The sequence below is a fragment of the Salipiger sp. PrR002 genome (genome assembly GCF_010500775.1).
In the GTDB taxonomy this organism is placed as follows: Bacteria; Pseudomonadota; Alphaproteobacteria; order Rhodobacterales; family Rhodobacteraceae; genus Salipiger.
This window is the reverse complement of the sequence record NZ_JAAGOU010000001.1, coordinates 212,327-234,734: the sequence shown is the minus strand read 5'-3', so window position 1 is coordinate 234,734 and position 22,408 is coordinate 212,327. Positions and strand designations below refer to the sequence as shown.

The window sequence follows — 22,408 nt, the reverse complement described above, 5'->3', positions numbered from 1 at the left end:
CCCGTCCCCTCAGTGGTTCGCTTCGGCCACGGTGGTGCCGCCGAGATCGGCGGCCGCCACGGCCGTATCATAATTGTTGACCAGCGCCTCGACCGACGGGCCGATGATGTCCAGCGCGGCGGCCGGGTAGACTCCCAGCCACAGGGTCATGACGACCAGCGGCGCGAAGGTCCAGCGCTCGCGCGGGGTCATGTCCTGAATGGTCTTGAGGCTTTCCTTGATGAGATCGCCGAACACCACGCGGCGGTAGAGCCACAGCGCGTAGGACGCCGACAGGATCACCCCAGAAGCGGCAAACAGCGCCACCCAGGTGTTGACCTGGAAGATCCCCATCATGGTCAGGAATTCGCCGATGAAGCCCGAGGTGCCCGGCAGGCCGACGTTGGCGATGGTGAAGAACATGAAGATCAGCGCATAGGCGGGCATGCGGTTCACCAGGCCGCCGTAGGCGTCGATCTCGCGGGTGTGCATGCGGTCGTAGATCACCCCGACGCAGAGGAAGAGCGCGCCCGACACAAAGCCGTGGCTGATCATCTGGAAGATCGCGCCATCAATGCCCTGCTGGTTGGCGGCAAAGATGCCCAGCGTCACATAGCCCATGTGAGCGACCGACGAATAGGCGATCAGCTTCTTCATGTCCTCCTGCACCAGCGCGACCAGCGAGGTGTAGACGATGGCGATGGCCGACATCCAGAACACCAGCGGCGCCAGCACTTCCGAGCCCACCGGGAACATCGGCAGCGAAAAGCGCAGGAAGCCGTAGCCGCCCATCTTCAGCAGGATCGCCGCCAGCACGACAGAGCCCGCCGTGGGCGCCTGCACGTGCGCGTCGGGCAGCCATGTGTGCACCGGCCACATGGGCATCTTCACCGCGAAGGAGGCGAAGAAGGCCAGCCACAGCATTGTCTGCAGACCGCCGACGATATGGATACCCAGCACCGAGAAGCCCGCGGTCGAGAACTCATGGGTCAGCAGCGTCGGGATATCCAGCGTGCCCGCATCGGCATACATCGCCACGATCGCCACCAGCATCAGCACCGAGCCGAGGAAGGTGTAGAGGAAGAATTTGAACGAGGCGTAGATGCGGTTCTTGCCGCCCCAGATGCCGATGATCAGGAACATCGGGATCAGGCCGGCCTCGAAGAACAGGTAGAAGAGCACCAGATCGAGCGCCATGAACACGCCGAGCATCAGCGTCTCGAGCAGCAGGAAGGCGATCATATACTCTTTGACCCGCACCTTCACGTCCCACGAGGCGAGGATCACCAGCGGCATCATGAAGGTGGTGAGCATCACGAACAGCACCGAGATGCCGTCGACGCCCATCTTGTAGCTCATGCCCATGATCCAGCTGCCGGTCTCCACCATCTGGAAGCCGGGGTTCGACGCGTCGAACTGGAACAGGATGAACAGCGAGATCACGAAGGTCGCCGAGGTGGCGATCATCGCGAGCCATTTGGCGTTCCGGTCCGCCGCGGCGTCGCCGCCGCGCAGGAAGAGCGCGAGGATCAGCGCCGCCAGCGCGGGCAGGAAGGTGACGATGGAAAGAAGGTTGGCCATTAGTGAGCCCCTCCGAGGATCGACATCCAGGTGACCAGAACGGCGATGCCGATCACCATGGCGAAGGCGTAGGTGAAGATGTAGCCGGACTGGGCGCGGCCCGCGAGCTTGGTGAAGAAGGGGATGATCCCCATCGCCACGCCGTTGATCGAGCCGTCGATGACGTTGCCGTCACCCCGCTTCCACAAGAAGCGCCCGATCGCCTTGGCTGGCCGCACGAAGATGAAGTCGTAAATCTCGTCGAAATACCACTTGTTCAGCAGGAAGAGATACAGCGGGCGCTGGTTCTCTGCGAGCCGCTTCGGCAGCGCCGGGTTCACGATGTAGAAGAGATAGGCGACGCCAAAGCCGATCAGCATGGCGAAGAACGGCGAGACCTTGACCCAGACCGGCGCGTGGTGCGCCTCGTCCATGACGTGGTTGTCCGGCCCCATGAAGATCGCACCCTCGGGCGCCATGCCGGTGGCGACGTGGGTGGTCTCTTCGGCGGTGGTCTCCTCGGCGTGGCCCTCTGCGGCGGCAGCCTCGGCAGGCTCGGTGCCATGCTCTTCGGTGGCAACGGCGGTGTCTTCGCCGTGCGCTTCGGTTGCCGCGTGCTCTTCGCCCGCAGCTTCACCTGCCGCCTCACCATGCCCCTCTTCCGAGGCTTCCGCATGATGCGCCGGGATGCCGAAGAAGCGGTTCACCCTCTCATGGTCGCCAAAGAACGGTCCGTAGAAGACCATCCCGGCAAAGACCGCGCCCACGGCGAGAACCGCCAGCGGAATGGTCATGACCTTGGGGCTTTCATGCGCGTGCTCATGCGTGTGCTTGTCGCCGCGCGGACGGCCATAGAAGGTCAGGAAGATCAGGCGCCACGAGTAGAACGAGGTGAACAGCGCCGCGATGACCAGCATCCAGAAGGCGTAGCCGCCCGCGGTGCCTGCCCATGCGCTCTCGATGATCGCGTCCTTCGACAGGAAACCGGCAAAGCCGATGTGCGTGAGCGGGATGCCAACGCCGGTGATCGCCAGCGTGCCGATCATCATCGCCCAGAAGGTGTAGGGGATCTTGCCGCGCAGACCGCCGTAATTCCGCATGTCCTGCTCGTGGTGCATCGCGTGGATGACCGAGCCAGCGCCGAGGAACAGCATCGCCTTGAAGAAGGCGTGGGTCAGCAGGTGGAACATGGCCGCCGAGTAGACGCCGACGCCCGCCGCCACGAACATGTAGCCAAGCTGCGAACAGGTCGAATAGGCGATCACGCGCTTGATGTCGTTCTGCACGAGGCCGACCGTCGCCGCGAAGAAGGCGGTGGTGGCACCGAGGAAGGTGACGAAGGCCATCGCTTCCGGCGCGTATTCCATCAGCGGCGACATGCGGCAGACGAGGAAGACACCGGCGGTCACCATGGTCGCGGCGTGGATCAGTGCCGACACCGGGGTCGGGCCTTCCATCGCGTCGGGCAGCCATGTGTGCAGCAAAAGCTGCGCCGATTTGCCCATGGCGCCGACAAACAGCAGGAAGGCCAGCAGGTTCGCCGCGTTCCAGTCGGTCCAGAGGAAGGTCAGCTGCGTTTCCGCCAGCTGCGGCGCTGCCGCGAAGATGTCGTCAAAGCGGATGGAGTCGGTGAGGAAGAAGAGACCAAGAATGCCGAGCAGGAAGCCGAAGTCGCCCACGCGGTTGACGATGAAGGCCTTCATCGCAGCAGCCCCTGCCGAGGGTTTCTTGTAGTAGAACCCGATCAGCAAGTAGGACGCGACGCCCACGCCTTCCCAGCCGAAGAACATCTGCACGAGGTTGTCCGAGGTCACCAGCGCGAGCATCGCGAAGGTGAAGAACGACAGGTAGGCAAAGAAGCGCGGCTTGTAGCTCTCGCCTTCCTTGAACTGCGGGTCATGCGCCATGTAGCCGAAGCTGTAGAGGTGGACGAGCGCCGAGACCGTGGTGACCACGATCAGCATGATCGCCGTCAGACGGTCCGAGCGGATCGCCCATTCGGTGCTGAGCGTGCCGCTTTCGATGAAGCGGAACAGCGGAATGGTTTCTGCCTCGCCGAGGAAGAGGAACACGATCCACGACAGCAGACAGGCCAGAAACAGCAGGCCGGTGGTGACCCACATGGCCCCCTTCTCGCCGATGAAGCGCCAGCCGAACCCCGCCAGCACGGCCCCGAGCAGCGGGGCAAAGAGAATAATCGTCTCCATGGGCGGTCAGCCTTTCATCACGTTGACGTCTTCCACGGCGATCGAGCCGCGGTTGCGGAAGAAGCAGACGAGGATCGCAAGGCCGATGGCCGCTTCGGCCGCCGCCACGGTCAGCACGAAAAGCGTGAAGACCTGCCCCGCGAGATCGCCCAGAAAGGACGAGAAGGCGACAAAGTTGATATTGACCGAGAGCAGAATGAGCTCGATCGACATCAGCAGGATGATCACGTTCTTCCGATTGAGGAAAATCCCGAAAATCCCGATGACGAACAGCACGGCCGCCACCGTCAGGTAATGTTCAAGTCCGATCATGCATCCCTCCGGGTCATTGCCCCGATCCTTCAAGTCCCTCGCGGCCCTTTGTCGGGTGGGTCCGCGTCATATCCCGTTGCCCGCAGCGCCCGCCCCTCCCGGGGGGCGCTGCAGGGTGTAATTCAGAGCCCCTGCCCGGGCTTCACGTCTTTCAGTTCCAGCGCCTTGGCCGGATCGCGCCACATCTGCGCCAGCACGTTCTGACGCTTGACGTCGGTGCGGTGGCGCAGCGTCAGCACGATCGCGCCGATCATGGCGACCAGCAGGATCAGCCCCGCCAGCTGGAACAGCAGGAAGTAGCGGTCATAGAGCAGCACGCCGAGTGCGACGGTGTTCTGCATCTCCTCGGGCGCGGGCGTCGGTGCCGAAAGCTGGCTTGCCGCCAGTTCCGAGGCTTCCCAGCCGCCGAAGGCCATGCCCAGCTGCATCAGGATGACCACCCCGATGAGCAGCGCCAGCGGCATGTATTTCGCCATGCCCGCGCGCAGTTCGGCAAAGTCCACGTCCAGCATCATCACCACGAAGAGGAACAGCACCGCCACCGCGCCGACGTAGACGATGATCAGCAGCATCGCCACGAACTCGGCGCCCAGCAACACGAAGAGCCCCGCCGCGCTGAGGAAGGAGAGGATCAGCCAGAGCACCGAGTGCACCGGGTTCCGGGCGATCACCGTGAGCAGCCCGCCCACGATCACGCAGAGCGAAAAGAGGTAGAAGGCGAACACCATCATTTTGCGTTATCCTCGTTGTCTTCCATCACCTCGCGCGCAAGCTCCATGGCGCGGGTCATGGCGGGTATGCCAGCGAACATCGACATATGGGCGATGGTCTCGGCGATCTCGTCTTTGGTGGCGCCGGCCTCGATCAGGTGGCGCACGGTCATGCGCACCGGCGTGTCGGCCTGCGCGCCCTGCATGGTCAGCCCGGCCAGCGTCAGCAGCAGCCGGGTCTTGGCGTCGAGCCCATCCTTGGACATGCCCTTGCCGAACCAGAACTCCATGATGTCCTTGGGCATGGTCGGCCAGAGCTTTTCGTATTCCTTGGGCGCGAAGCTCTCGAGCGCGGGGTTGAAGGCTTTCGCCATCTCCTGCGCCTGCGTCATCATCAGCTCGAAAGGGGTTTTGGGATCGCTCATGCCTGATCTCCTGAATGGCCTCCGGCATGGCCAAGCCGCGCGCTGCCCCGCGCGCGGGTGCGGCGGGCCTCGGTCCGAGCTTGGTCAAAACTGGCGGTCATCTGCTCTCCTCCCCTGCGGCGTCAGCGATACGGAGCGTCAAGCTCGAGGTTGCGGGCGATCTCGGCTTCCCAGCGCTCGCCGTTCGCCAGCAGCTTGTCCTTGTCGTAGAACAGCTCCTCGCGGGTCTCGGTCGAGAACTCGAAGTTCGGCCCCTCGACGATCGCGTCCACCGGGCAGGCCTCTTGGCAGAAGCCGCAGTAGATGCATTTCGTCATGTCGATGTCGTAGCGCGTGGTGCGGCGGCTGCCGTCGTCCCGCGGCTCGGCGTCGATGGTGATGGCCTGCGCCGGGCAGATCGCCTCGCAGAGTTTGCAGGCGATGCAGCGCTCTTCGCCGTTGGGATAGCGGCGCAGCGCGTGCTCGCCGCGGAAGCGCGGCGACAGATAGCCCTTCTCATGCGGGTAGTTCAGCGTGGGCTTGGGCGCGAAGAAGTACTTCAGCCCCAGTTGGAAGCCTTTGATGAAGTCTGCCAGCAGGAAATATTTCGCTGCCCGGCCGTAATCGATCGATGCCATGGTTGCTTAACCTCCCGTGGTCCAGCGGGCGAAGATGCCCCAGAACCATCCGAATTTCGCCGCGAAGGACACGAAGACCACCCAGAACAGGCTGAACGGAAGGAAGACCTTCCAGCCAAGGCGCATCAGCTGGTCGTAGCGGTAGCGCGGGGTGATCGCCTTCACCATCGCGAAGATGAAGAAGAAGAACGCCATCTTCGCGACCATCCACAGCACGCCGTCGGGCAGGCCGGGGATCGGCGACAGCCAGCCGCCGAAGAACAGCAGCGAGGTCAGCGCGCACATCAGGAAGATCGCGATATATTCACCTGCCATGAACAGCAGGAAGGGCGTCGAGGAATATTCCACCTGATAACCGGCCACCAGTTCCGACTCCGCTTCGGGAAGGTCGAACGGCGGGCGGTTGGTCTCGGCCAGCGCCGAGATGAAGAACAGGAATACCATCGGGAAATGCGGCAGCCAGTACCAGTTGAACAGGCCAAAGCTGCCATCCTGCGCCCGCACGATGTCGCCAAAGCTCATCGAGCCGGTCGAGATGATCACGCCGATGATGATCAGGCCGATCGACACCTCGTAAGAGATCATCTGTGCCGCCGAGCGCAGCGAGCCGAGGAACGGGTATTTCGAGTTGGACGCCCAGCCCCCCATGATCACGCCGTAGACCTCGAGCGAGCTGATCGCCATCACGTAGAGGATCGCCACGTTGATATCGGCGAGCACCCAGCCGTCGTTGAACGGGATCGCCGCCCAGGCGATCATCGCCATCACGAAAGAAATGATCGGCGCCAGCAGGAAGACGGCCTTGTCAGAGCCCGCCGGGATCACCACTTCCTTGAGGATGTATTTAAGCGCGTCCGCCACCGACTGGAGAATGCCGAACACCCCCACGACGTTGGGGCCGCGCCGCATCTGCACGGCGGCCCAGATCTTGCGGTCGCCATAGACCAGGAACAACAGCGAGATCATCACGAAGGCCACGACCGCAAGGGTTTGCGCGAGCACTAGGATGAAGATGCCGAAGGGCGTTGCGAAGAAGTCTGCCATCAAGTGTCCCTCACACCATCGGTATTCCGTTCTCGGCGCAGGCTGACGCGACGACTTCCGCGTCGATCGTCTTGAGCCCGCGAGGCAGCGCCGCAGAGATGGTGTAAACCGCATCTCCGCGCCAGAGGCCACCCTCTTCCGACACATTCGTCCGCAGATGACGCGCGAACCCGTAGCCACGGATCAGCGCATATTGCGCCGCGGCGCAATCTGCGTAGTTCTCTACATCCTCCGAGCCGCGCGCGCCGCGCATCGCCACGAAGAAATTCACCAGATCGCCATCCAGCAGCCGCGTCTCCACCCCCTCGTAGCGCGGCGCAAAAGGCGCTGTCTCCGGCGCGGGTTCCGCGCAGGCGCTCAGCGCGGCCAGCGCCGCAAGGGAAAGGGATATCCGCAGCGACATGGATCACTCGGCTGCCATCGGCGCGTCGCGCCGGGCCTTTGCGTTTGCCGAAAGCTCGGCCATCAGCACAGAGGCGCGGGCGATCGGGTTGGTCAGCCAGAAATCCTTCACCGCGTTGCGGAACGACGCGTCGCCCAGCTTGTCCGTCTCCAGCGGCACCCACGCGTTCTCGGGCACCGTGTCGATCTGCGCCAGATGCGGCACCTCGGCGACCAGCGCCTGACGCAGCTGCGCAAGGCTGTCCCACGGCTGCTTGGCGCCAAGCTCGGCGGACAGGGCACGCAGGATCGCCCAGTTTTCCTTCGCCTCGCCCGGTGCGAACCCGGCGCGGAAGGCCAGCTGCGGGCGGCCTTCGGTGTTGACGAAAAGGCCGTTTTCCTCGGTGTAGGCGGCGCCCGGCAGGATCACGTCGGCGCGGTGTGCGCCCCGGTCACCGTGGCTGCCTTGATAAATTACGAAGGCACCCGGCTCGATCTCGATCTCGTCGGCGCCGAGGTTGTAGATCACGTCGGCATCCTTGGTGGCGGCCTCGAGCCCGCCTTCGGTCACCGCGCCCACGTCCAGCGCACCGACGCGCGAGGCGGCGGTGTGGAGCACCAGCAGCTTGCCGGTGAGCGCCTGCGCCGCAGCCAGAACCGCCAGACCGTCGGCCTCGCGCAGCGCGCCCTGCCCGACGATCACGATGGCGTCTTCCGAGACCTTCGCGTCAGCCAGCGCCTTGCGGTCTGCGCCGAGATGCGTCGCGTCATAGGTCAGATCGGCAGCCTCGCCGATCACCTTGACCTCGGCCCCGGCGATCCATGCCTTGCGGATGCGCGCGTTGAGCACCGGCGCCTCGTCGCGCGGGTTGGTGCCGATGAGCACGATCTCTTTCGCGGTGTCGATATCCTCGACCGCCACATTGCCCACATAGGCCGAACGGTTGCCCACCGGCAGCCGCGCGCCGTCGGTCCGGCATTCGACCGAACCGCCCAGCCCTTCGACCAGTTGCTTGAGCGAGAAGGCCGCCTCAACCGGGGCGAGATCGCCCACCAGACCAGCCACCTTCTTGGCGCCCTTCAGCGCCGCGCTCGCCGCGGCCAGCGCTTCGGGCCAGGTGGCGGGCTTCAGCTTGCCGTCCTTGCGGATATAGGGGCGGTCGAGCCGCTGGCGGCGCAGACCGTCCCAGACGAAGCGGCTCTTGTCCGACAGCCATTCCTCGTTCACGCCATCATGATTGCGCGGCAGGAAGCGCATCACTTCGCGGCCCTTGGTGTCGACCCGGATGTTCGAGCCGAGCGCATCCATCACGTCGATGCTCTCGGTCTTGGTCAGCTCCCACGGACGAGCGGTGAAGGCATAGGGTTTCGACACCAGCGCGCCCACCGGGCAGAGGTCGATGATGTTGCCCTGCAGGTTACTGTCCAGCGTCTGGTTCAGATACGAGGTGATCTCGGCATCTTCGCCGCGCCCGGTCTGGCCCATCTGCGTCAGCCCCGCCACCTCGGTGGTGAAGCGCACGCAGCGGGTGCAGGAAATGCAGCGGGTCATATGGGTCTCGACCAGCGGACCGAGGTCGAGATCGTCGACCGCGCGCTTGGCCTCGCGGAAGCGCGAGAAGTCGACGCCATAGGCCATCGCCTGATCCTGCAGGTCACACTCGCCGCCCTGATCGCAGATCGGGCAGTCGAGCGGGTGGTTGATGAGCAGGAACTCCATCACCCCCTCGCGGGCCTTTTTGACCATCGGCGAGTTGGTTTTCACGACCGGCGGCTGGCCCTCGGGGCCGGGCCGCAGGTCGCGCACCTGCATGGCGCAGGAGGCCGCGGGTTTGGGCGGGCCGCCGACCACTTCGACAAGGCACATGCGGCAGTTGCCCGCGATGGACAGGCGCTCGTGATAGCAAAAGCGCGGCACTTCGATGCCGGCCTCTTCACAGGCCTGGATCAGGGTCATCGCCCCATCCACCTCAAGCTCTTTGCCGTCGATGATGATCTTACGAAGGTTGGTCATTGGCATCTTCCCATGACTGGTGACACACGCGACGCTCCCGCCGCCTGCGGCAGGGCGCTGGGGGATATGCACGTCGCGTGTCGCATCATTTCTCCCTCAGGAGGCGCCCGATGGCGCTGCCCCTGGCAATTTCGTCGAGCCCGACGCGGCACAGACCGGCCGTATCCTTGGGCGATACGCCGCGGGCCGCCATATAGGCCTCGCCATCGGCGCGCATTTGCTTCTTCTCGGCCTTCGAGGTCACGTAATCCTCGATCTCTTCGTCGCTGTAGCCAAGCGCGCGGGCCCGGTTCTTCAGCGCGTTGAGCGTGGTCATCGCGGTGATCATCCGCGCGCCGATATTGTCGCAGCGCTTGCGGATCTCATCCGCCAGACCCACCGCCAGCAGACCGTCGTGAATCTCGCGCACCTCGCCCAGCGGGGGCTTGGTCTGGGCCGCAGCGGGAAGCGCCCCGAGGCCGATCAGCATCGCGGCGGCAGCGGCTTTGAACTTGCGCATATCTTCTCTCCATTGACGAAGGGTGGAGCCAGCCGACGGGCGGACTCCCTCGTCACGGAATGTGGGGACCCGAGGTGCGGCTATGCAATAACCGCCCGGAAATCCGCCAGATATGAGCGCGCTCTCTCTCATTCCACGCAGCGTCCGCTCAGCATGAGGTCACTTCCCGCAAGCCGCGGCTGCGCGCGCAGCGCCGCCGGGTCCACCGCCCAGGCGATGTCGGAGGTGCCGAGATAGTTGATGCAGTATTTGGTGCCTTCATAGACCGCCGCGTCCACCGCCAGTTGCGGCGCGCGGGCGGCGTTCTTGACCGTGGCGGCAAAGGCCGCGCGGTCCTGCTTGGACGCCTTGGCGTCGGCGCGGAACTTCAGGCCGCCGAACTCCGGGTCATCCTTGCTGGTGCCGCAGGCCGCCAGCGCCGCGATCAGCGCTAGAGCGGCGCCCGCGCGCAGTTTGCGACCAGCCAATTGGTTTGCCAGTGCCATCACTCGTTCATCCCTTCTGCAGCGTCAGGCCCAGATCGGACCCCGCCGCGATTTCCTTCTCGCCGAGCGCGCAGAGCGACGCGGGCTGCGCCTCATTGCCGCCGCGCCGGGCGATCTCGCTGTCGATCTTCGTCGAGAGCGCACCAAAATCCTGATTTTGATAAGCCGCTTCCAGCGCCGCACGATCGGTGCCCTCGGCGGCCATCTCTTCGGTGGCGCGGTGCACAGCCCCGCCGTAGCGCGAGGCGGCCAGATAGATGCCCTCATCGTGGCAGGCATCGGCGATGCGCTCGGCCATCGAGATGGTCACAACCCGGTTCTCCCAACGGCTCGCCACCGAGCCGCCACCAAAGCCGCCGGTCGAGGGCGTGCCCGCACAGGCCGCCAGCGTCAGCGCGACGATCAAACCAAAAGCACCGTTCATATAAGTCACACGCATCAGATCACTCCGCCGCCATGGCGCCCATGCGCCCGGTCTTCTTGGCCTTGATGCGGTCTTCGATCTCTTCGCGGAAGTGCCGGATCAGGCCTTGGATCGGCCATGCCGCCGCGTCGCCGAGCGCGCAGATGGTATGGCCTTCGACCTGTTTGGTCACGTTGAGCAGCATGTCGATCTCTTCGACCTCCGCATCGCCGGTCACCAGACGGTCCATCACGCGCATCATCCAGCCGGTGCCTTCGCGGCACGGTGTGCACTGGCCGCAGCTTTCATGCTTGAAGAACTTCGACAGGCGCCAGACCGCCTTCACCACGTCGGTGCTCTGATCCATGACGATCATACAGCCGGTGCCGAAGGACGACTGGTTCTGACGCATCCAGTCGAAATCCATGATGGCGTCTTCGAGCTTGTCCTTGGGCAGGATCGGACAGGACGCGCCGCCGGGGATGATCGCCTTGAGATTGTCCCAGCCGCCGCGGATGCCGCCGCCATGCTTTTCGATCAGCTCGCGCACCGGCAGCGACATCTGCTCTTCGAAGACCGAAGGCGTGTTCACATGGCCGGTGATGGCAAAGAGCTTGGTGCCCGCGTTGTTCTGCCGTCCGAACGAGGAGAACCACGTCGCGCCGCGGCGCAGGATGGTCGGGCAGACGGCGATGGATTCGACGTTGTTCACCGTGGTCGGGCAGCCGTAGAGGCCCGCGCCCGCCGGGAACGGCGGCTTCATGCGCGGCATGCCCTTCTTGCCCTCGAGGCTTTCCAGCAGCGCAGTTTCCTCGCCGCAGATGTAAGCGCCCGCGCCGTGGTGCAGGTAGAGATCGAAGTCCCAGCCCGAGCCAGCGGCGTTCTTGCCCAGCAGGCCCGCGTCATAGCATTCGTCGATCGCCGCCTGCAGCGCCTCGCGCTCGCGGATGTATTCGCCACGGATGTAGATGTAGCTCGCATGGGCGTTCATCGCGAACGACGCGATCAGCGCACCCTCGATCAGCGTGTGCGGATCGTGGCGCATGATCTCGCGGTCCTTGCAGGTCGCGGGCTCGGATTCGTCGGCGTTGATCACCAGATAGGACGGGCGACCGTCGCTTTCCTTGGGCATGAAGGACCACTTGAGGCCGGTCGGGAAGCCCGCCCCGCCGCGCCCGCGCAGGCCCGAGGCCTTCATCTCGTCGATGATCCAGTCGCGACCCTTGGCGATGATGCCAGCCGTGCCGTCCCAGTGGCCACGCTTCTTCGCTCCGGCGAGGGAGCGATCCTGCATGCCGTAGAGATTGGTAAAGATCCGATCTTCGTCCTTCAGCATCTCTCAGTCCTTGTCTTCCTGGCGGCCTTTCTGACGCGACCGCCAGAGCCCGTAAATCATCCAGATCGCCGTCCCGAACCCGGCCAGAGCGGCAAGGTCAAAGAAGGCCCTCATGCGCTGGGTCCAGCCCAGCATCTCGCCCGCCACCGTTGCGGCGATCCAAGCCAGCCCGGTTCCGGCGATGACCAGCGCGATAATGCGCCCCTGCCGGCTGTGCTGTGCCTCGTCGCTCATCTTCGGTCCGGTCCTCTTCCCGTTCGCACCGCCGGATCTGTCCGGCGGCGCTCATCCTCTGGGCACGTCAGTAGACGTCGCCCTCTTCGACGCGCTTCGAGAACTCGGTCTCGCCGCCCGCCGCAAGTGTCTTGGCCTGCCCGATCCAATCATCGCGCGAGACCCGGCCGCGGAACCCTTTCAGGTTCTGATCCATCCAAGCCACTTCACTGGCGCTCCAGCCAGCGATCTGGTCGAAATGGTAGATCCCAAGCTCGTGCAGAAGCGTTTCAAGCTTGGGGCCCACGCCCTTGATTTCCTTGAGGTTGTCCGCCTCCCCTCCGCGCGGCGACGCCAGCGCCTCGGGTTGGGCTTCCTCCTCCTCAGTCGCCGCGGGGGCGACCGTCTCCGGCTTCGCCGGTGTCTCTTGTTTCGGCGCCGGAGTAGGCTCCGGTGCGGGGGCCGCCGCAGGTGCCGGCTCCGGCACCTCTGCCGCGGGCGGCACTTCTTGCGACGTCATCAGCGTGGCCGGCTCTGCGGTCACCGTGTCCGGCATCGTCGGCACCTCGCCCTCGACCGCCGGGGCAAGCGAGGACATCGGCGAGCGCTCGCTAAGCTGCGGCACCGCCGCGCAGGAGAGCCAGGTGAACAGAGAGCCGAGCAGACCGGCGGTGATCAGCGCGAGCACGATGGCTGCAAAGAACCCTTTCCCGCCGCCAAGCGCGAACAGCGCAACGATGAGCCCAAAAACGGCTGCCGTTATCCAGCATTTGCGGGCGCATCCGTCCTGCATCGTCACGTCTGTCATCTCTCACTCCCTGTCTAACTCATCCTGCTTATTCGTCGTCGTAGACCTCGCCCTTCTTCACACGGGTCGAGAAATCCGTCTCGCCACCTTCGGCCAGTGTCTTGGCCTGAGCAACCCACTCGTCACGCGACGCCCGGCCCTTGAAGCCTTCGAGGTTGGCATCGACCCAAGCAAGCTCTTCCTCGGTCCACGAGGCGATCTGGCCGAAGTGGAAAAACCCAAGGCGGTGCAGCAGCTCTTCGAGCTTCGGCCCAACGCCCTTGATCATCTTAAGATCGTCGGCCCCGCCGTCCAGCGGCGCCGAGAGCGTCTCGGGCTTGCGGCCTTCGTCCAGCGGCTTCGGCTCGGCGGGTTCGGGATCGGATTTGACCTCGCCCGCCGGAGTGACCGGAGCCTCGCGCTTGTCGATGCCGGTGGCATCTGCGGGCTCGCCCTCCGAGAGCTTGGGCGCATGGGTCTCGGGCTTTGCGTCGCCCTTCTCGTCCGAGCGGTCACGCCACGGCGCGCGCAGCGGCACCTCGGTGCCGTCGATGCGTTTCACCGTGTCGCCAATCGAGGTTGCCAGCGCGACCGAAGCGTTCTGCGCCTCTTCCTTGCCTTCGGTCAGCACCACCGGACCGCCCAGCGGCTCCGAGCCGAAACGGCCGTTCTGCGGGCCGGGCACCGGCACCTCGCCGGCGGCCATTGCATCAAGGATCTCGGCCAGTTTCTCGCCGGTCAGATCCTCGTAGTAATCCTTGCCGATCTGCGCCATCGGGGCGTTCGAGCAGGCACCGAGGCATTCCACCTCTTCCCACGAGAACTTGCCATCCGCCGAGACCTCATGCGGCTTAGCGGCGATCTTGGCCTTGCAGACCTCCATCAGTTCGCCCGCGCCGCAGATCATGCACGACGTGGTGCCGCAGATCTGCACATGCGCCACCGAGCCCACCGGCTGCAGCTGGAACATGAAGTAAAAGGTCGCCACTTCGAGCGCGCGGATATAGGCCATGCCCAGCATGTCGGCGACATGCTCAATCGCCGGACGGCTCAGCCAGCCCTCCTGCTCCTGTGCGCGCCACAGCAGCGGGATGATGGCGCTGGCCTGACGGCCCTCGGGATACTTGCTGATCTGCGCCTCGGCCCACTCAAGGTTGGCGGGCGTGAAAGCGAAGCTCTCGGGCTGTTCGTGATGAAGACGGCGCAACATGGCAAACGGACCTTCGGTTCATATCATTGGCCGGGGGCGAGGCCGCCGCGGCGTTAGGACGGGGCACCTGCCCCGCCGCTCTTTACTCTCTCAGCCCGCTGCCGGAGCCTCGGCCATAACATCAGCCTCGGGGGCCGGTGCGGCCGGGGTGCAGGTACCGGTGATCAGACGCACGCCGCCGGTGGCATTGGGCTCGGCCACGCCGGTTTTCACCTTATAGGACGCGATCTCTTGCACCTGCGCACGGCTCAGGCCGGTCTGCAGTTCGACGGGCAGATAGTCGCTCTCGGTCGAAAGCTCGCAGCCGATCGAGGCCACGGCCTCGTCCCACGCGGCGAGTTGCAGGTCGTCCACGCCCTTCGGCGGCATGGTGCAGGCGGTGAGCAGAGCGAGCGCGAACAGCGCAGCGGTGATGCGGATCATCGGTCAACTTCTCCGAAAACGATGTCGAGCGAGCCGAGGATCGCCGCGACGTCGGCCAGTTGGTGGCCTTTGCAAATGTAGTCCATGGCCTGCAGGTGCAGGAAGCCCGGCGCGCGCAGCTTGGCGCGGTAGGGTTTGTTGCTGCCATCGGCCACGAGGTAGACACCGAACTCGCCCTTGGGCGCTTCGACGCAGGCGTAAACCTCGCCCGCGGGCACGTGGAACCCTTCGGTGTAGAGTTTGAAGTGGTGGATGAGCGCCTCCATCGAGGTTTTCATCTCGGACCGCTTCGGCGGGGTGATCTTGCCGCGCGCCAAAACGTCGCCCTGGTTCTCGGGCAGCTTCAGCTTTTCGCAGGCCTGAACCATGATCTTCACGCTCTCGCGCATCTCGGCCATGCGGACGAGGTAGCGGTCATAGCAATCGCCGTTCTTGCCGACGGGGATCTGGAACTCGAACTCGTCGTAGCACTCATAGGGCTGCGCGCGGCGCAGGTCCCATGCAAGGCCCGACCCGCGCACCATGACACCCGAGAACCCATGCTCTTGGATGTCTTGCTCGGTCACCACGCCGATGTCGGCGTTGCGCTGCTTGAAGATGCGGTTCTCGGTCAGCAGATCGTCGATGTCCTGCAGGCGCGCGGGGAACTCTTCGCACCAGGTGGCGATGTCGTCGATCAGTTCGGGCGGCAGATCCTGGTGAACGCCGCCGGGCCGGAAGTAGGCCGCGTGCAGACGCGCGCCACAGGCCCGCTCGTAGAAGATCATCAGCTTCTCGCGCTCCTCGAAGCCCCAGAGCGGCGGCGTCAGCGCGCCCACGTCCATGGCCTGCGTCGTCACGTTCAGCAGGTGGTTCAGGATGCGCCCGATCTCGCAGTAGAGCACGCGGATCAGCTGCGCACGGCGCGGCACCTCGACGTTGCAGAGCTTTTCGATCGCCAGCACCCAGGCGTGTTCCTGGTTCATCGTGCCAACGTAGTCGAGCCGGTCGAAATACGGCAGGTTCTGCAGGTAGGTGCGGCTTTCCATCAGCTTTTCGGTGCCGCGGTGCAGCAGGCCGATGTGCGGATCGCAGCGCTCGACGATCTCGCCGTCAAGCTCGAGCACGAGGCGCAGCACGCCGTGCGCCGCCGGGTGCTGCGGACCGAAGTTGATGTTGAAGTTGCGGATCTTCTGCTCGCCCGTCAGGGCGTCTTCGAAACCTTTGGAGCCGTCCATCACTTCGCCTCCTCCTCGGCCTTTTCATCGCCGGGCAGCACGTATTGCGCACCTTCCCACGGCGACATGAAATCGAACTGGCGGTATTCCTGCACCAGTTTCACCGGCTCATAGACCACGCGCTTCAGCTCTTCGTCGTAGCGCACCTCGACATAGCCCGTGGTCGGGAAGTCCTTGCGCAGCGGATGGCCGCGGAAGCCATAGTCGGTGAGGATGCGGCGCAGGTCCGGGTGCCCCGAGAACAGGATGCCGAACATGTCAAAGACTTCGCGCTCCAGCCAGTTGGCCGAGGGGTGCACCGAGGTGATCGAGGGCACGATCTCATCCTCGCGCACCGAGACGCGCAGGCGGATGCGGTGGTTCTGGTACATCGACAGCAGGTGATAGACCACGTCGAACCGCTTGGGCCGGTCCGGGTAGTCCACCGCGGTGATATCCACCAGCGACGAGAAGCGGCAGCTCGGATCGCTGCGGAGAAACTCCACCAGCCCGCCGATGTTGGCAGGCGCGACGTCGATGTTGAGCTCGTCGTGGGTGACGTCCCAGGCCACCACGCAATCGGGGCGTTTCACCTCGATGTGGGCGCCAAGTTCGTTCAGTGCTTTGGTCATGATCCCCTCCCGCGAAGGCTCAGCGCACGATTGTGCCGGTGCGGCGGATTTTCTTCTGCAGCGCCATCAGCCCGTAGAGCAGCGCCTCTGCCGTCGGCGGGCAGCCGGGCACATAGACGTCGACGGGCACGACCCGGTCGCAGCCGCGCACCACGGAATAGCTGTAGTGATAATAGCCGCCGCCGTTGGCGCAGGACCCCATCGAGATCACATAGCGCGGCTCGGGCATCTGGTCGTAGACCTTGCGCAGCGCCGGAGCCATCTTGTTGGTCAGCGTGCCCGCAACGATCATCAGGTCCGACTGGCGCGGCGAGGCGCGCGGCGCGGTGCCGAACCGCTCGAGGTCATAGCGCGGCATCGAGGTCTGCATCATCTCGACCGCGCAGCAGGCCAGACCAAAGGTCATCCAGTGCAGCGAGCCGGTGCGGGCCCAGTTGATCACGTCATCGACGGAGGTCAGCAGAAAGCCTTTGTCCTGCAACTCGCGGTTCAGCGCCTGCGTGGCAACCTCGCGATCTCCCCCGGCGGTATTGAGGCCGGTCGTCACTCCCATTCGAGCGCCCCTTTCTTCCATTCGTAGGCAAAGCCCGCGGTCAGCACCGCAAGGAACACCATCATCGACCAGAAGCCCACCATGCTCACATCCTTGAACGCGGTGGCCCAGGGGAAGAGGAAGGCGATCTCGAGATCGAAGATGATGAACAGGATCGACACCAGATAGAACCGGACGTCGAATTTCATCCGGGCATCGTCGAATGCGTTGAATCCGCATTCATATGCCGAAACTTTTTCGGGGTCGGGACTGCGCACCGCCAGCACGACGGCCGCCAGGATGAGCACGAGACCGAGGCCGACGGCGACGGCGAGGAACACGAGGATGGGAAGATATTCCCGCAGCATCTCGTCCACGATGTGGCTCCTTTGCGAGGCGCACCGCAAGCGGCGCGGAGACCATGGCTTTGTTGCCTTGCTGTGAGTGACTTATCGCCGAGTGAGGCCCGGGTCAACAACGGCCCAAGATATTCACGAATGATGAAAATCTCGTCATTTCATGGAGATACCCCTTGTTACGCGGGGTAATCACTGATGTTTCGACATTTTTTCCGTCGACCGTTGCATACATTCTGCGCGGAGCCGCAGACTCAGGCACTCAGGACTGCCAAAGAAAGCGCCACGAGCACCATGTCGAGAGGCAGCCAAATTTTGCGGTCGACAGGGGCGTTTAAGCCCAGATGCCACCGGCAGTGCCAGCGTGAAGGGACTGGCCCGGACCGCGCCCGGCAGCCAAGGGATGCGCGGGCTGAACGCTCATTGCCCGGCTTTGGTCCCCCAAGGCGCGGGGCGCTTGTCAAAGAAGGCGGCGATGCCCTCCTGCGCCTCGGCGGTCTCCCAGCGCGCCGCCAGCGCGTCGATCGCCATATCCACCTGCGCCGCGCTCACCTGCCCCACAAGCGCGTTCAGCAGCGCCTTGCTCTCGCGCACCGCACCGGGGGCGCAGGCGAGATAGGGCGCGACCTCGGCCTCGACCGCCGCCTCCAGACCCTCCGGCGCGACAACGCGGTTCAGCAGGTTCAGGCGGCGTGCCTCCTCGGCGCCGAATATCTTCGCGTTCATAAACACTTCGCGCGCCGCCGCGCCGCCCATACGGGCGATCACATAGGGCCCGATATTGGCCGGAAGCAGCCCCAGCCGGGTCTCGGTGAACCCGAATTTCGCGCCCTCGACGCCGACCACCATGTCGCAGACCGAGATCAGCCCCATGCCGCCGCCAAAGGCGTTGCCCTGCACCCGCCCGATCAGCGGCTGCGGCAGCGCCGCCAGCGCGCCGAGCGCCTCGGCGATGCGGCGCGATTCCGTGCGGCGCGTGGCGCTGTCCATCTCGAACTGCGCCCGCATCCACGCCAGATCGCCGCCCGCGCAAAAGGTCGGCCCCTCGGCGCACAGCACCACCACGCGCACGCTCTCCTCCGCCGCGAGACGCGCCGCCGCAGCCACAAGCTCGCGCATCATCTCAGCCGACAGCGCATTGTGCTTTTCGGGCCGGTTCAGCCGCAGTTCAGCGACACCGCGCGCGTCGATCTCTGTCTCGATCAGGGCCATCTCAGGCATCCTCCATCTTCGCGGCGATCCGCGCCGCCGCCACTTCGGGATCGGCAAAGGCGGTGTCGATCCGCAGATCGGCGCCCTGCCAAACTGTATCGTCGCGGGCCTCGACATCGCGCCAATTGGGCAGTCTCAGGCCCGGCAGCCCCGCCATACTCAGCCCGTCCGCATGGCGCGCGCCAGCGCCGCCGCCTCTGTCAGCACAGCCGGGTTGAGGCCCGTCTCATATCCCAGCGCGGCCAGCCGCTCCGCCACCGCCTCGGTCGCCACATTGCCCGCTGCCCCCGGCGCATAGGGGCAGCCGCCAAGCCCGCCCACCGCCGCGTCAAAGACCCGCAGCCCCATGGCCAGCGACGCCTCGATATTGTCGAGCGCCCGTCCCCCGGTGTCGTGGAAATGCCCGGCAAGCTGGGCTGGCGGCACCACATCCGAAACCGCCTCAAGCATGGAACGCACCGCCTCGGGCGTGCCGCGGCCGATGGTGTCGCCGAGCGAGATCTCATAGCAACCCATGTGATGCAGCGCCCGCGCCACATGCGCCACCGCCTCCGGCGCCACCGCGCCATCGTAGGGGCATTCCACCACGCAAGAGACATAGCCGCGCAGCGGCAGCCCCGCCTCCCGCGCCGCCTCGGCCACCGGGCGGAAGCGCTCAAGACTCTCGGCGATGGAGGCGTTGATATTGGCGCGGCTGAACCCTTCGGAGGCCGAGCCGAAGATCGCCACCTCGTCCACCTGCGCCGCCAGCGCCGCCTCCAGCCCCTTCATATTGGGTGTCAGCGCCGCATAGGAGACGCCCGGCGCACGGCTGATCCCGGCCATGACCTCGGCCGAGGTCGCCATCTGCGGCACCCATTTGGGGCTGACGAAACTGGCGCATTCGATGCGCCGGAAGCCCGCCCGGCTGAGACAATCGACCAGCGCGATCTTCTCCTCCGCCGGGATCATCCGCGCCTCGTTCTGCAGCCCGTCCCGCGGCCCGACCTCGAAGATCTCGACGAATTCACCCATCCTGCGCCCCTTCTTCTCTTTGCCAAATACGCATGGCCCCGCGCCCGCCCAAGGGCGCTGCGCCGCTCAGACCTCCGGCAGATCCCACGCCGGATAGAAATCGCGCCGACACAGCCGCTCCCCCTCGTCGGGCAACGAGCGCTGAAACGCCTCGCGCGCGGTGATCCGCTCGTACCAGCCCTGCAGGTGCTCCAGCCCCTCGGTGCTGCGGAAATGCCGCCCGATGTAGACCGCCTGCCCCACCGCGATATCCGCCGCCGAAAAGCCCTGCAGCAGATAGTCCCCGCTCTGTGCCAGCCGTGCCTCGATCGCCTCGAAACATTTGCCCAGACGCGCCGCCTCCAGCTGCATGATGATCGGCGAGCGCATAGCGTCCTCGCGCAACATCAGATGCTGCTGGGTGAGCGCCGCGCCGTGATGGCTCATGGTCTCGGCAAAATGCAGCCAGACGAGAAAGTCGCGCCGCTCGGCGTCGCCGCACAGCCGCCCGAGCCCACTGTCCGGGTAAAGCTCGCACAGATACTCGAGGATGGCACCGGACTCGAACATGGTCTCACCGCCGATCTCCAGCGCCGGCACCCGCCCGGCGGGCGAGCGCGTCAGATACGCCTCGCGCCGCAGCGACTTGTCGAACCGCTCGGTCACCAACTCATAGGGCAGACCCAGCTCTTCGAGCAGCCACAGCACCCGCATCGAGCGTGACTGCGGCACATGATGCAGACGGATCATGCGTCTTCCTCTTCGAGCCGGATCAGCGCGGCCCCGGCCTCGACCTGCGCGCCCGCCTCGACCAGCACCTCTGCCACGGTGCCATCGCGCGAAGCGCGCAGCGTGTGCTCCATCTTCATCGCTTCGAGCAGCGCCAGCCGGTCGCCAGCGGTGACCTGCGCCCCCGCCTCGGCAAAAAACGCGACCACCTTGCCCGGCATCGGTGCCTCCACCAGATTGCCGCCTGCACCGGCGTCCGCCGCCCGCGCCAGCGGGTCGATCAGCTCAAAGCGCAGGCCATAGTGCGCAAAGACGGTCACATGGCCATCCTCGCGGAAATGCCCCGCCGCAGGACGCCCGTCAAAGCGCCAGCGCCCGCCGAAACGCTCGGCCAGCACGGTCGCCCCCGGCACGTCGATCTCCACCAGATCGGGCCCCTTGGCGCGCAGCACACAGGCCAGATCCTCGCCCTCGTGCCGCAGCAGCAGCGTGCGCGCCAGCGGCGCCCAGAGGGTAAAGCCGCTCTCCCAGCCCGAAGCACCATCCAGCCCCGCCAGCACCAGCGCCGCCTCGGCGACCACCTGAGCCGCCAGTTCCGGCTCGGCCACCAGCGCCTCGAGATCGCGCCCGATGAGCCCGGTGTCCACCTCTCCGGCGGCAAAGCCCGGATGCTCGGCCAGCGCGCCAAGGAAGCCAAGGTTGGTCACCGTCCCGGCCACCCGCGTCTGCCGCAGCCCCTGCGCCAGCTTGCGCAGCGCCGCCGCGCGGCTTGGCCCGTGCACGATCAGCTTGGCGATCATCGGGTCGTAATGCGGCGAGATCACATCGCCCGACCGCACGCCGCTGTCCGAGCGCAGGCTCGGCGGAAACTCCAGATGCGCCAGCCGCCCCGTCGCGGGCAGAAAGCCCGCGGGCACATCCTCGGCATAAAGCCGCGCCTCGAAGGCATGCCCGGTGATCGACAGCTCCTCCTGCGCCAGCGGCAGCGGCTCGCCGCCCGCAACGCGCAGCTGCCATTCCACGAGGTCGACGCCGGTGATCGCCTCGGTCACCGGGTGCTCGACCTGCAGGCGGGTGTTCATCTCCATGAACCAGAAACCATCGGGCCGCAGCCCGTCCGATCCGTCGACGATGAACTCCACCGTGCCCGCGCCCTTGTAGCCGATCGCCTCGGCAGCGCGCACGGCAGCGGCCCCCATGGCGGCGCGCATCTGCTCGCCCATGCCCGGCGCCGGGGCTTCCTCGATCACCTTCTGATGCCGCCGCTGCAGCGAGCAGTCGCGCTCGAAAAGATGCACCGCTTTGTCGCCATCGCCAAAGACCTGCACCTCGATGTGGCGCGGCGCGGTGATGAACTTCTCGATCAGCACCGCCTCGTTGCCGAAGGCGCCGCGCGCCTCGGCCTTGGCGCCTTCCAGCGCGGCGCTGAAGTCTGCCGCGCTCTCGACCAGCCGCATGCCTTTCCCGCCGCCGCCCGCCACGGCCTTGATCAGCACCGGATAGCCGATGGCCTCGGCCTCGCGCGCCAGCCGCGCCGGGTCCTGATCCTCGCCAAGATAGCCCGGCACCACCGGCACACCGGCCTCATCCATCAGCCGCTTGGCCGCATCCTTCAGCCCCATCGCCCGGATCGCCCGCGCCGAGGGCCCGACAAAGATCAGCCCCGCCGCCTCCACCGCCTCGACGAACTCGGGGTTCTCGGAAAGGAAGCCATAGCCCGGATGGATCGCCCCCGCCCCTGTGGCCAGCGCCGCCTCGATGATCCGCTCGCCCTTCAGATAGCTCTCCGAAGGCGCCGCACCGCCGATACAGACCGCCATATCGGCCTCGGCCACATGCTGCGCGCCGGCGTCCGCCTCGGAATAGACGGCAACGGTGCGCAGCCCGAGCGCCCGCGCGCTGCGCATGACCCGGCAGGCAATTTCGCCCCTATTGGCAATCAACAGAGTGTCAAACATCACGCCCTCCAAGCCCGTCGCGGCTTCGTCTAGACAAAAATATCCCGGGGGTGTCGCCGCAGGCGACGGGGGCAGAGCCCCCATTTTTCCTGATTGCGGGCCTGTGGCCCGCACGGGCAGAGCCCCCTGCATCCCATTTTGCGGACCTGTGGCCCGCGGGGGCAGAGCCCCCATTCCCCCTCATTGCGCGCCCTT

General features: G+C 65.6%; 26 protein-coding genes. All 26 read right to left on the bottom strand.

The genetic code is table 11. From position 1 onward, the window contains the following. Window positions 1-9 precede the first annotated feature (9 nt). The 26 genes from G0A00_RS01160 to G0A00_RS01035 all read right to left on the bottom strand — a co-directional run bounded on the left by G0A00_RS01160 (window position 10) and on the right by G0A00_RS01035 (window position 22,213). Window positions 10-1,560 (bottom strand): NADH-quinone oxidoreductase subunit M, encoded by a 1,551-nt coding sequence (locus G0A00_RS01160; protein WP_164179067.1) that lies wholly within the window; start codon window positions 1,558-1,560, stop codon window positions 10-12. After that, on the bottom strand, window positions 1,560-3,746 hold the full coding sequence (gene nuoL / locus G0A00_RS01155) for an NADH-quinone oxidoreductase subunit L (RefSeq protein WP_164179066.1): 2,187 nt from the start codon (window positions 3,744-3,746) through the stop codon (window positions 1,560-1,562). The genes G0A00_RS01160 and nuoL overlap by 1 nt, the downstream gene beginning before the upstream one ends. 6 nt (window positions 3,747-3,752) lie before the next feature. After that, entirely contained in the window at window positions 3,753-4,058 is a 306-nt protein-coding gene (gene nuoK, locus G0A00_RS01150) for an NADH-quinone oxidoreductase subunit NuoK (protein ID WP_066100814.1), read from the bottom strand. Window positions 4,059-4,180: 122 nt separating this feature from the next. Beyond that, window positions 4,181-4,789, bottom strand: a complete 609-nt coding sequence (locus tag G0A00_RS01145) for an NADH-quinone oxidoreductase subunit J (protein ID WP_066100817.1) — start codon at window positions 4,787-4,789, stop codon at window positions 4,181-4,183. After that, window positions 4,786-5,193, bottom strand: coding sequence for a carboxymuconolactone decarboxylase family protein (locus tag G0A00_RS01140; RefSeq protein WP_066100820.1), 408 nt, complete (start codon window positions 5,191-5,193; stop codon window positions 4,786-4,788). The genes G0A00_RS01145 and G0A00_RS01140 overlap by 4 nt, the downstream gene beginning before the upstream one ends. Window positions 5,194-5,315: 122 nt before the next feature. Beyond that, window positions 5,316-5,810 (bottom strand): NADH-quinone oxidoreductase subunit NuoI, encoded by a 495-nt coding sequence (gene nuoI, locus G0A00_RS01135; RefSeq protein WP_066100823.1) that lies wholly within the window; start codon window positions 5,808-5,810, stop codon window positions 5,316-5,318. A gap of 6 nt (window positions 5,811-5,816) precedes the next feature. After that, window positions 5,817-6,854, bottom strand: coding sequence for an NADH-quinone oxidoreductase subunit NuoH (gene nuoH, locus G0A00_RS01130; protein WP_164179065.1), 1,038 nt, complete (start codon window positions 6,852-6,854; stop codon window positions 5,817-5,819). A 10-nt stretch (window positions 6,855-6,864) separates the two neighbouring features. Beyond that, entirely contained in the window at window positions 6,865-7,257 is a 393-nt protein-coding gene (locus G0A00_RS01125) for a hypothetical protein (protein ID WP_164179064.1), read from the bottom strand. A 3-nt stretch (window positions 7,258-7,260) separates the two neighbouring features. Beyond that, window positions 7,261-9,249, bottom strand: a complete 1,989-nt coding sequence (gene nuoG, locus G0A00_RS01120) for an NADH-quinone oxidoreductase subunit NuoG (RefSeq protein WP_164179063.1) — start codon at window positions 9,247-9,249, stop codon at window positions 7,261-7,263. 85 nt (window positions 9,250-9,334) lie between these two features. After that, entirely contained in the window at window positions 9,335-9,748 is a 414-nt protein-coding gene (locus G0A00_RS01115; protein ID WP_164179062.1) for a DUF5333 domain-containing protein, read from the bottom strand. A 128-nt stretch (window positions 9,749-9,876) separates the two neighbouring features. Further along, window positions 9,877-10,233, bottom strand: coding sequence for a hypothetical protein (locus G0A00_RS01110; RefSeq protein WP_164179061.1), 357 nt, complete (start codon window positions 10,231-10,233; stop codon window positions 9,877-9,879). A 7-nt stretch (window positions 10,234-10,240) separates the two neighbouring features. Continuing rightward, entirely contained in the window at window positions 10,241-10,672 is a 432-nt protein-coding gene (locus tag G0A00_RS01105) for a DUF5333 family protein (RefSeq protein ID WP_235952891.1), read from the bottom strand. Between the two features lie 4 nt (window positions 10,673-10,676). Next, the gene (gene nuoF, locus G0A00_RS01100; RefSeq protein ID WP_164179060.1) at window positions 10,677-11,972 is read right to left on the bottom strand and encodes an NADH-quinone oxidoreductase subunit NuoF; all 1,296 of its coding nucleotides are present in this window, start codon (window positions 11,970-11,972) and stop codon (window positions 10,677-10,679) included. Window positions 11,973-11,975: 3 nt separating this feature from the next. After that, window positions 11,976-12,206: a DUF5337 domain-containing protein gene (locus G0A00_RS01095; RefSeq protein WP_164179059.1), complete on the bottom strand. Its 231-nt coding sequence runs from the start codon at window positions 12,204-12,206 to the stop codon at window positions 11,976-11,978. A 67-nt stretch (window positions 12,207-12,273) separates the two neighbouring features. After that, window positions 12,274-12,993: an endonuclease gene (locus G0A00_RS01090; RefSeq protein ID WP_164179058.1), complete on the bottom strand. Its 720-nt coding sequence runs from the start codon at window positions 12,991-12,993 to the stop codon at window positions 12,274-12,276. Window positions 12,994-13,021: 28 nt separating this feature from the next. Next, entirely contained in the window at window positions 13,022-14,182 is a 1,161-nt protein-coding gene (locus G0A00_RS01085; protein WP_164179057.1) for an NADH-quinone oxidoreductase subunit E, read from the bottom strand. A gap of 90 nt (window positions 14,183-14,272) precedes the next feature. After that, window positions 14,273-14,605 carry a hypothetical protein gene (locus G0A00_RS01080; protein ID WP_164179056.1) on the bottom strand — a complete coding sequence of 111 codons (333 nt, stop codon included), beginning with the start codon at window positions 14,603-14,605 and terminating at the stop codon, window positions 14,273-14,275. Then, the gene (locus G0A00_RS01075) at window positions 14,602-15,822 is read right to left on the bottom strand and encodes an NADH-quinone oxidoreductase subunit D (RefSeq protein ID WP_066100855.1); all 1,221 of its coding nucleotides are present in this window, start codon (window positions 15,820-15,822) and stop codon (window positions 14,602-14,604) included. The genes G0A00_RS01080 and G0A00_RS01075 overlap by 4 nt, the downstream gene beginning before the upstream one ends. Next, a complete protein-coding gene (locus G0A00_RS01070) occupies window positions 15,822-16,433 on the bottom strand; it encodes an NADH-quinone oxidoreductase subunit C (RefSeq protein ID WP_164179055.1) in 612 nt (203 codons plus the stop codon). The genes G0A00_RS01075 and G0A00_RS01070 overlap by 1 nt, the downstream gene beginning before the upstream one ends. 19 nt (window positions 16,434-16,452) lie before the next feature. After that, complete coding sequence (locus G0A00_RS01065; RefSeq protein WP_066100862.1) at window positions 16,453-16,986, bottom strand: NADH-quinone oxidoreductase subunit B family protein; 534 nt, start codon at window positions 16,984-16,986, stop codon at window positions 16,453-16,455. Continuing rightward, a complete protein-coding gene (locus tag G0A00_RS01060; RefSeq protein WP_066100865.1) occupies window positions 16,977-17,342 on the bottom strand; it encodes an NADH-quinone oxidoreductase subunit A in 366 nt (121 codons plus the stop codon). The genes G0A00_RS01065 and G0A00_RS01060 overlap by 10 nt, the downstream gene beginning before the upstream one ends. A gap of 399 nt (window positions 17,343-17,741) precedes the next feature. Then, window positions 17,742-18,533 carry a crotonase/enoyl-CoA hydratase family protein gene (locus tag G0A00_RS01055; RefSeq protein WP_164179054.1) on the bottom strand — a complete coding sequence of 264 codons (792 nt, stop codon included), beginning with the start codon at window positions 18,531-18,533 and terminating at the stop codon, window positions 17,742-17,744. Window position 18,534: 1 nt separating this feature from the next. Then, on the bottom strand, window positions 18,535-18,690 hold the full coding sequence (locus G0A00_RS01050) for a hypothetical protein (RefSeq protein ID WP_164179053.1): 156 nt from the start codon (window positions 18,688-18,690) through the stop codon (window positions 18,535-18,537). A gap of 2 nt (window positions 18,691-18,692) precedes the next feature. After that, on the bottom strand, window positions 18,693-19,547 hold the full coding sequence (locus G0A00_RS01045; protein WP_164179052.1) for a hydroxymethylglutaryl-CoA lyase: 855 nt from the start codon (window positions 19,545-19,547) through the stop codon (window positions 18,693-18,695). A 66-nt stretch (window positions 19,548-19,613) separates the two neighbouring features. After that, the gene (locus G0A00_RS01040) at window positions 19,614-20,276 is read right to left on the bottom strand and encodes a glutathione S-transferase family protein (RefSeq protein ID WP_164179051.1); all 663 of its coding nucleotides are present in this window, start codon (window positions 20,274-20,276) and stop codon (window positions 19,614-19,616) included. Continuing rightward, window positions 20,273-22,213: a biotin carboxylase N-terminal domain-containing protein gene (locus G0A00_RS01035; RefSeq protein ID WP_164179050.1), complete on the bottom strand. Its 1,941-nt coding sequence runs from the start codon at window positions 22,211-22,213 to the stop codon at window positions 20,273-20,275. Before G0A00_RS01035 ends, G0A00_RS01040 begins: the two co-directional genes overlap by 4 nt. Between the last annotated feature and the right edge of the window lie 195 nt (window positions 22,214-22,408).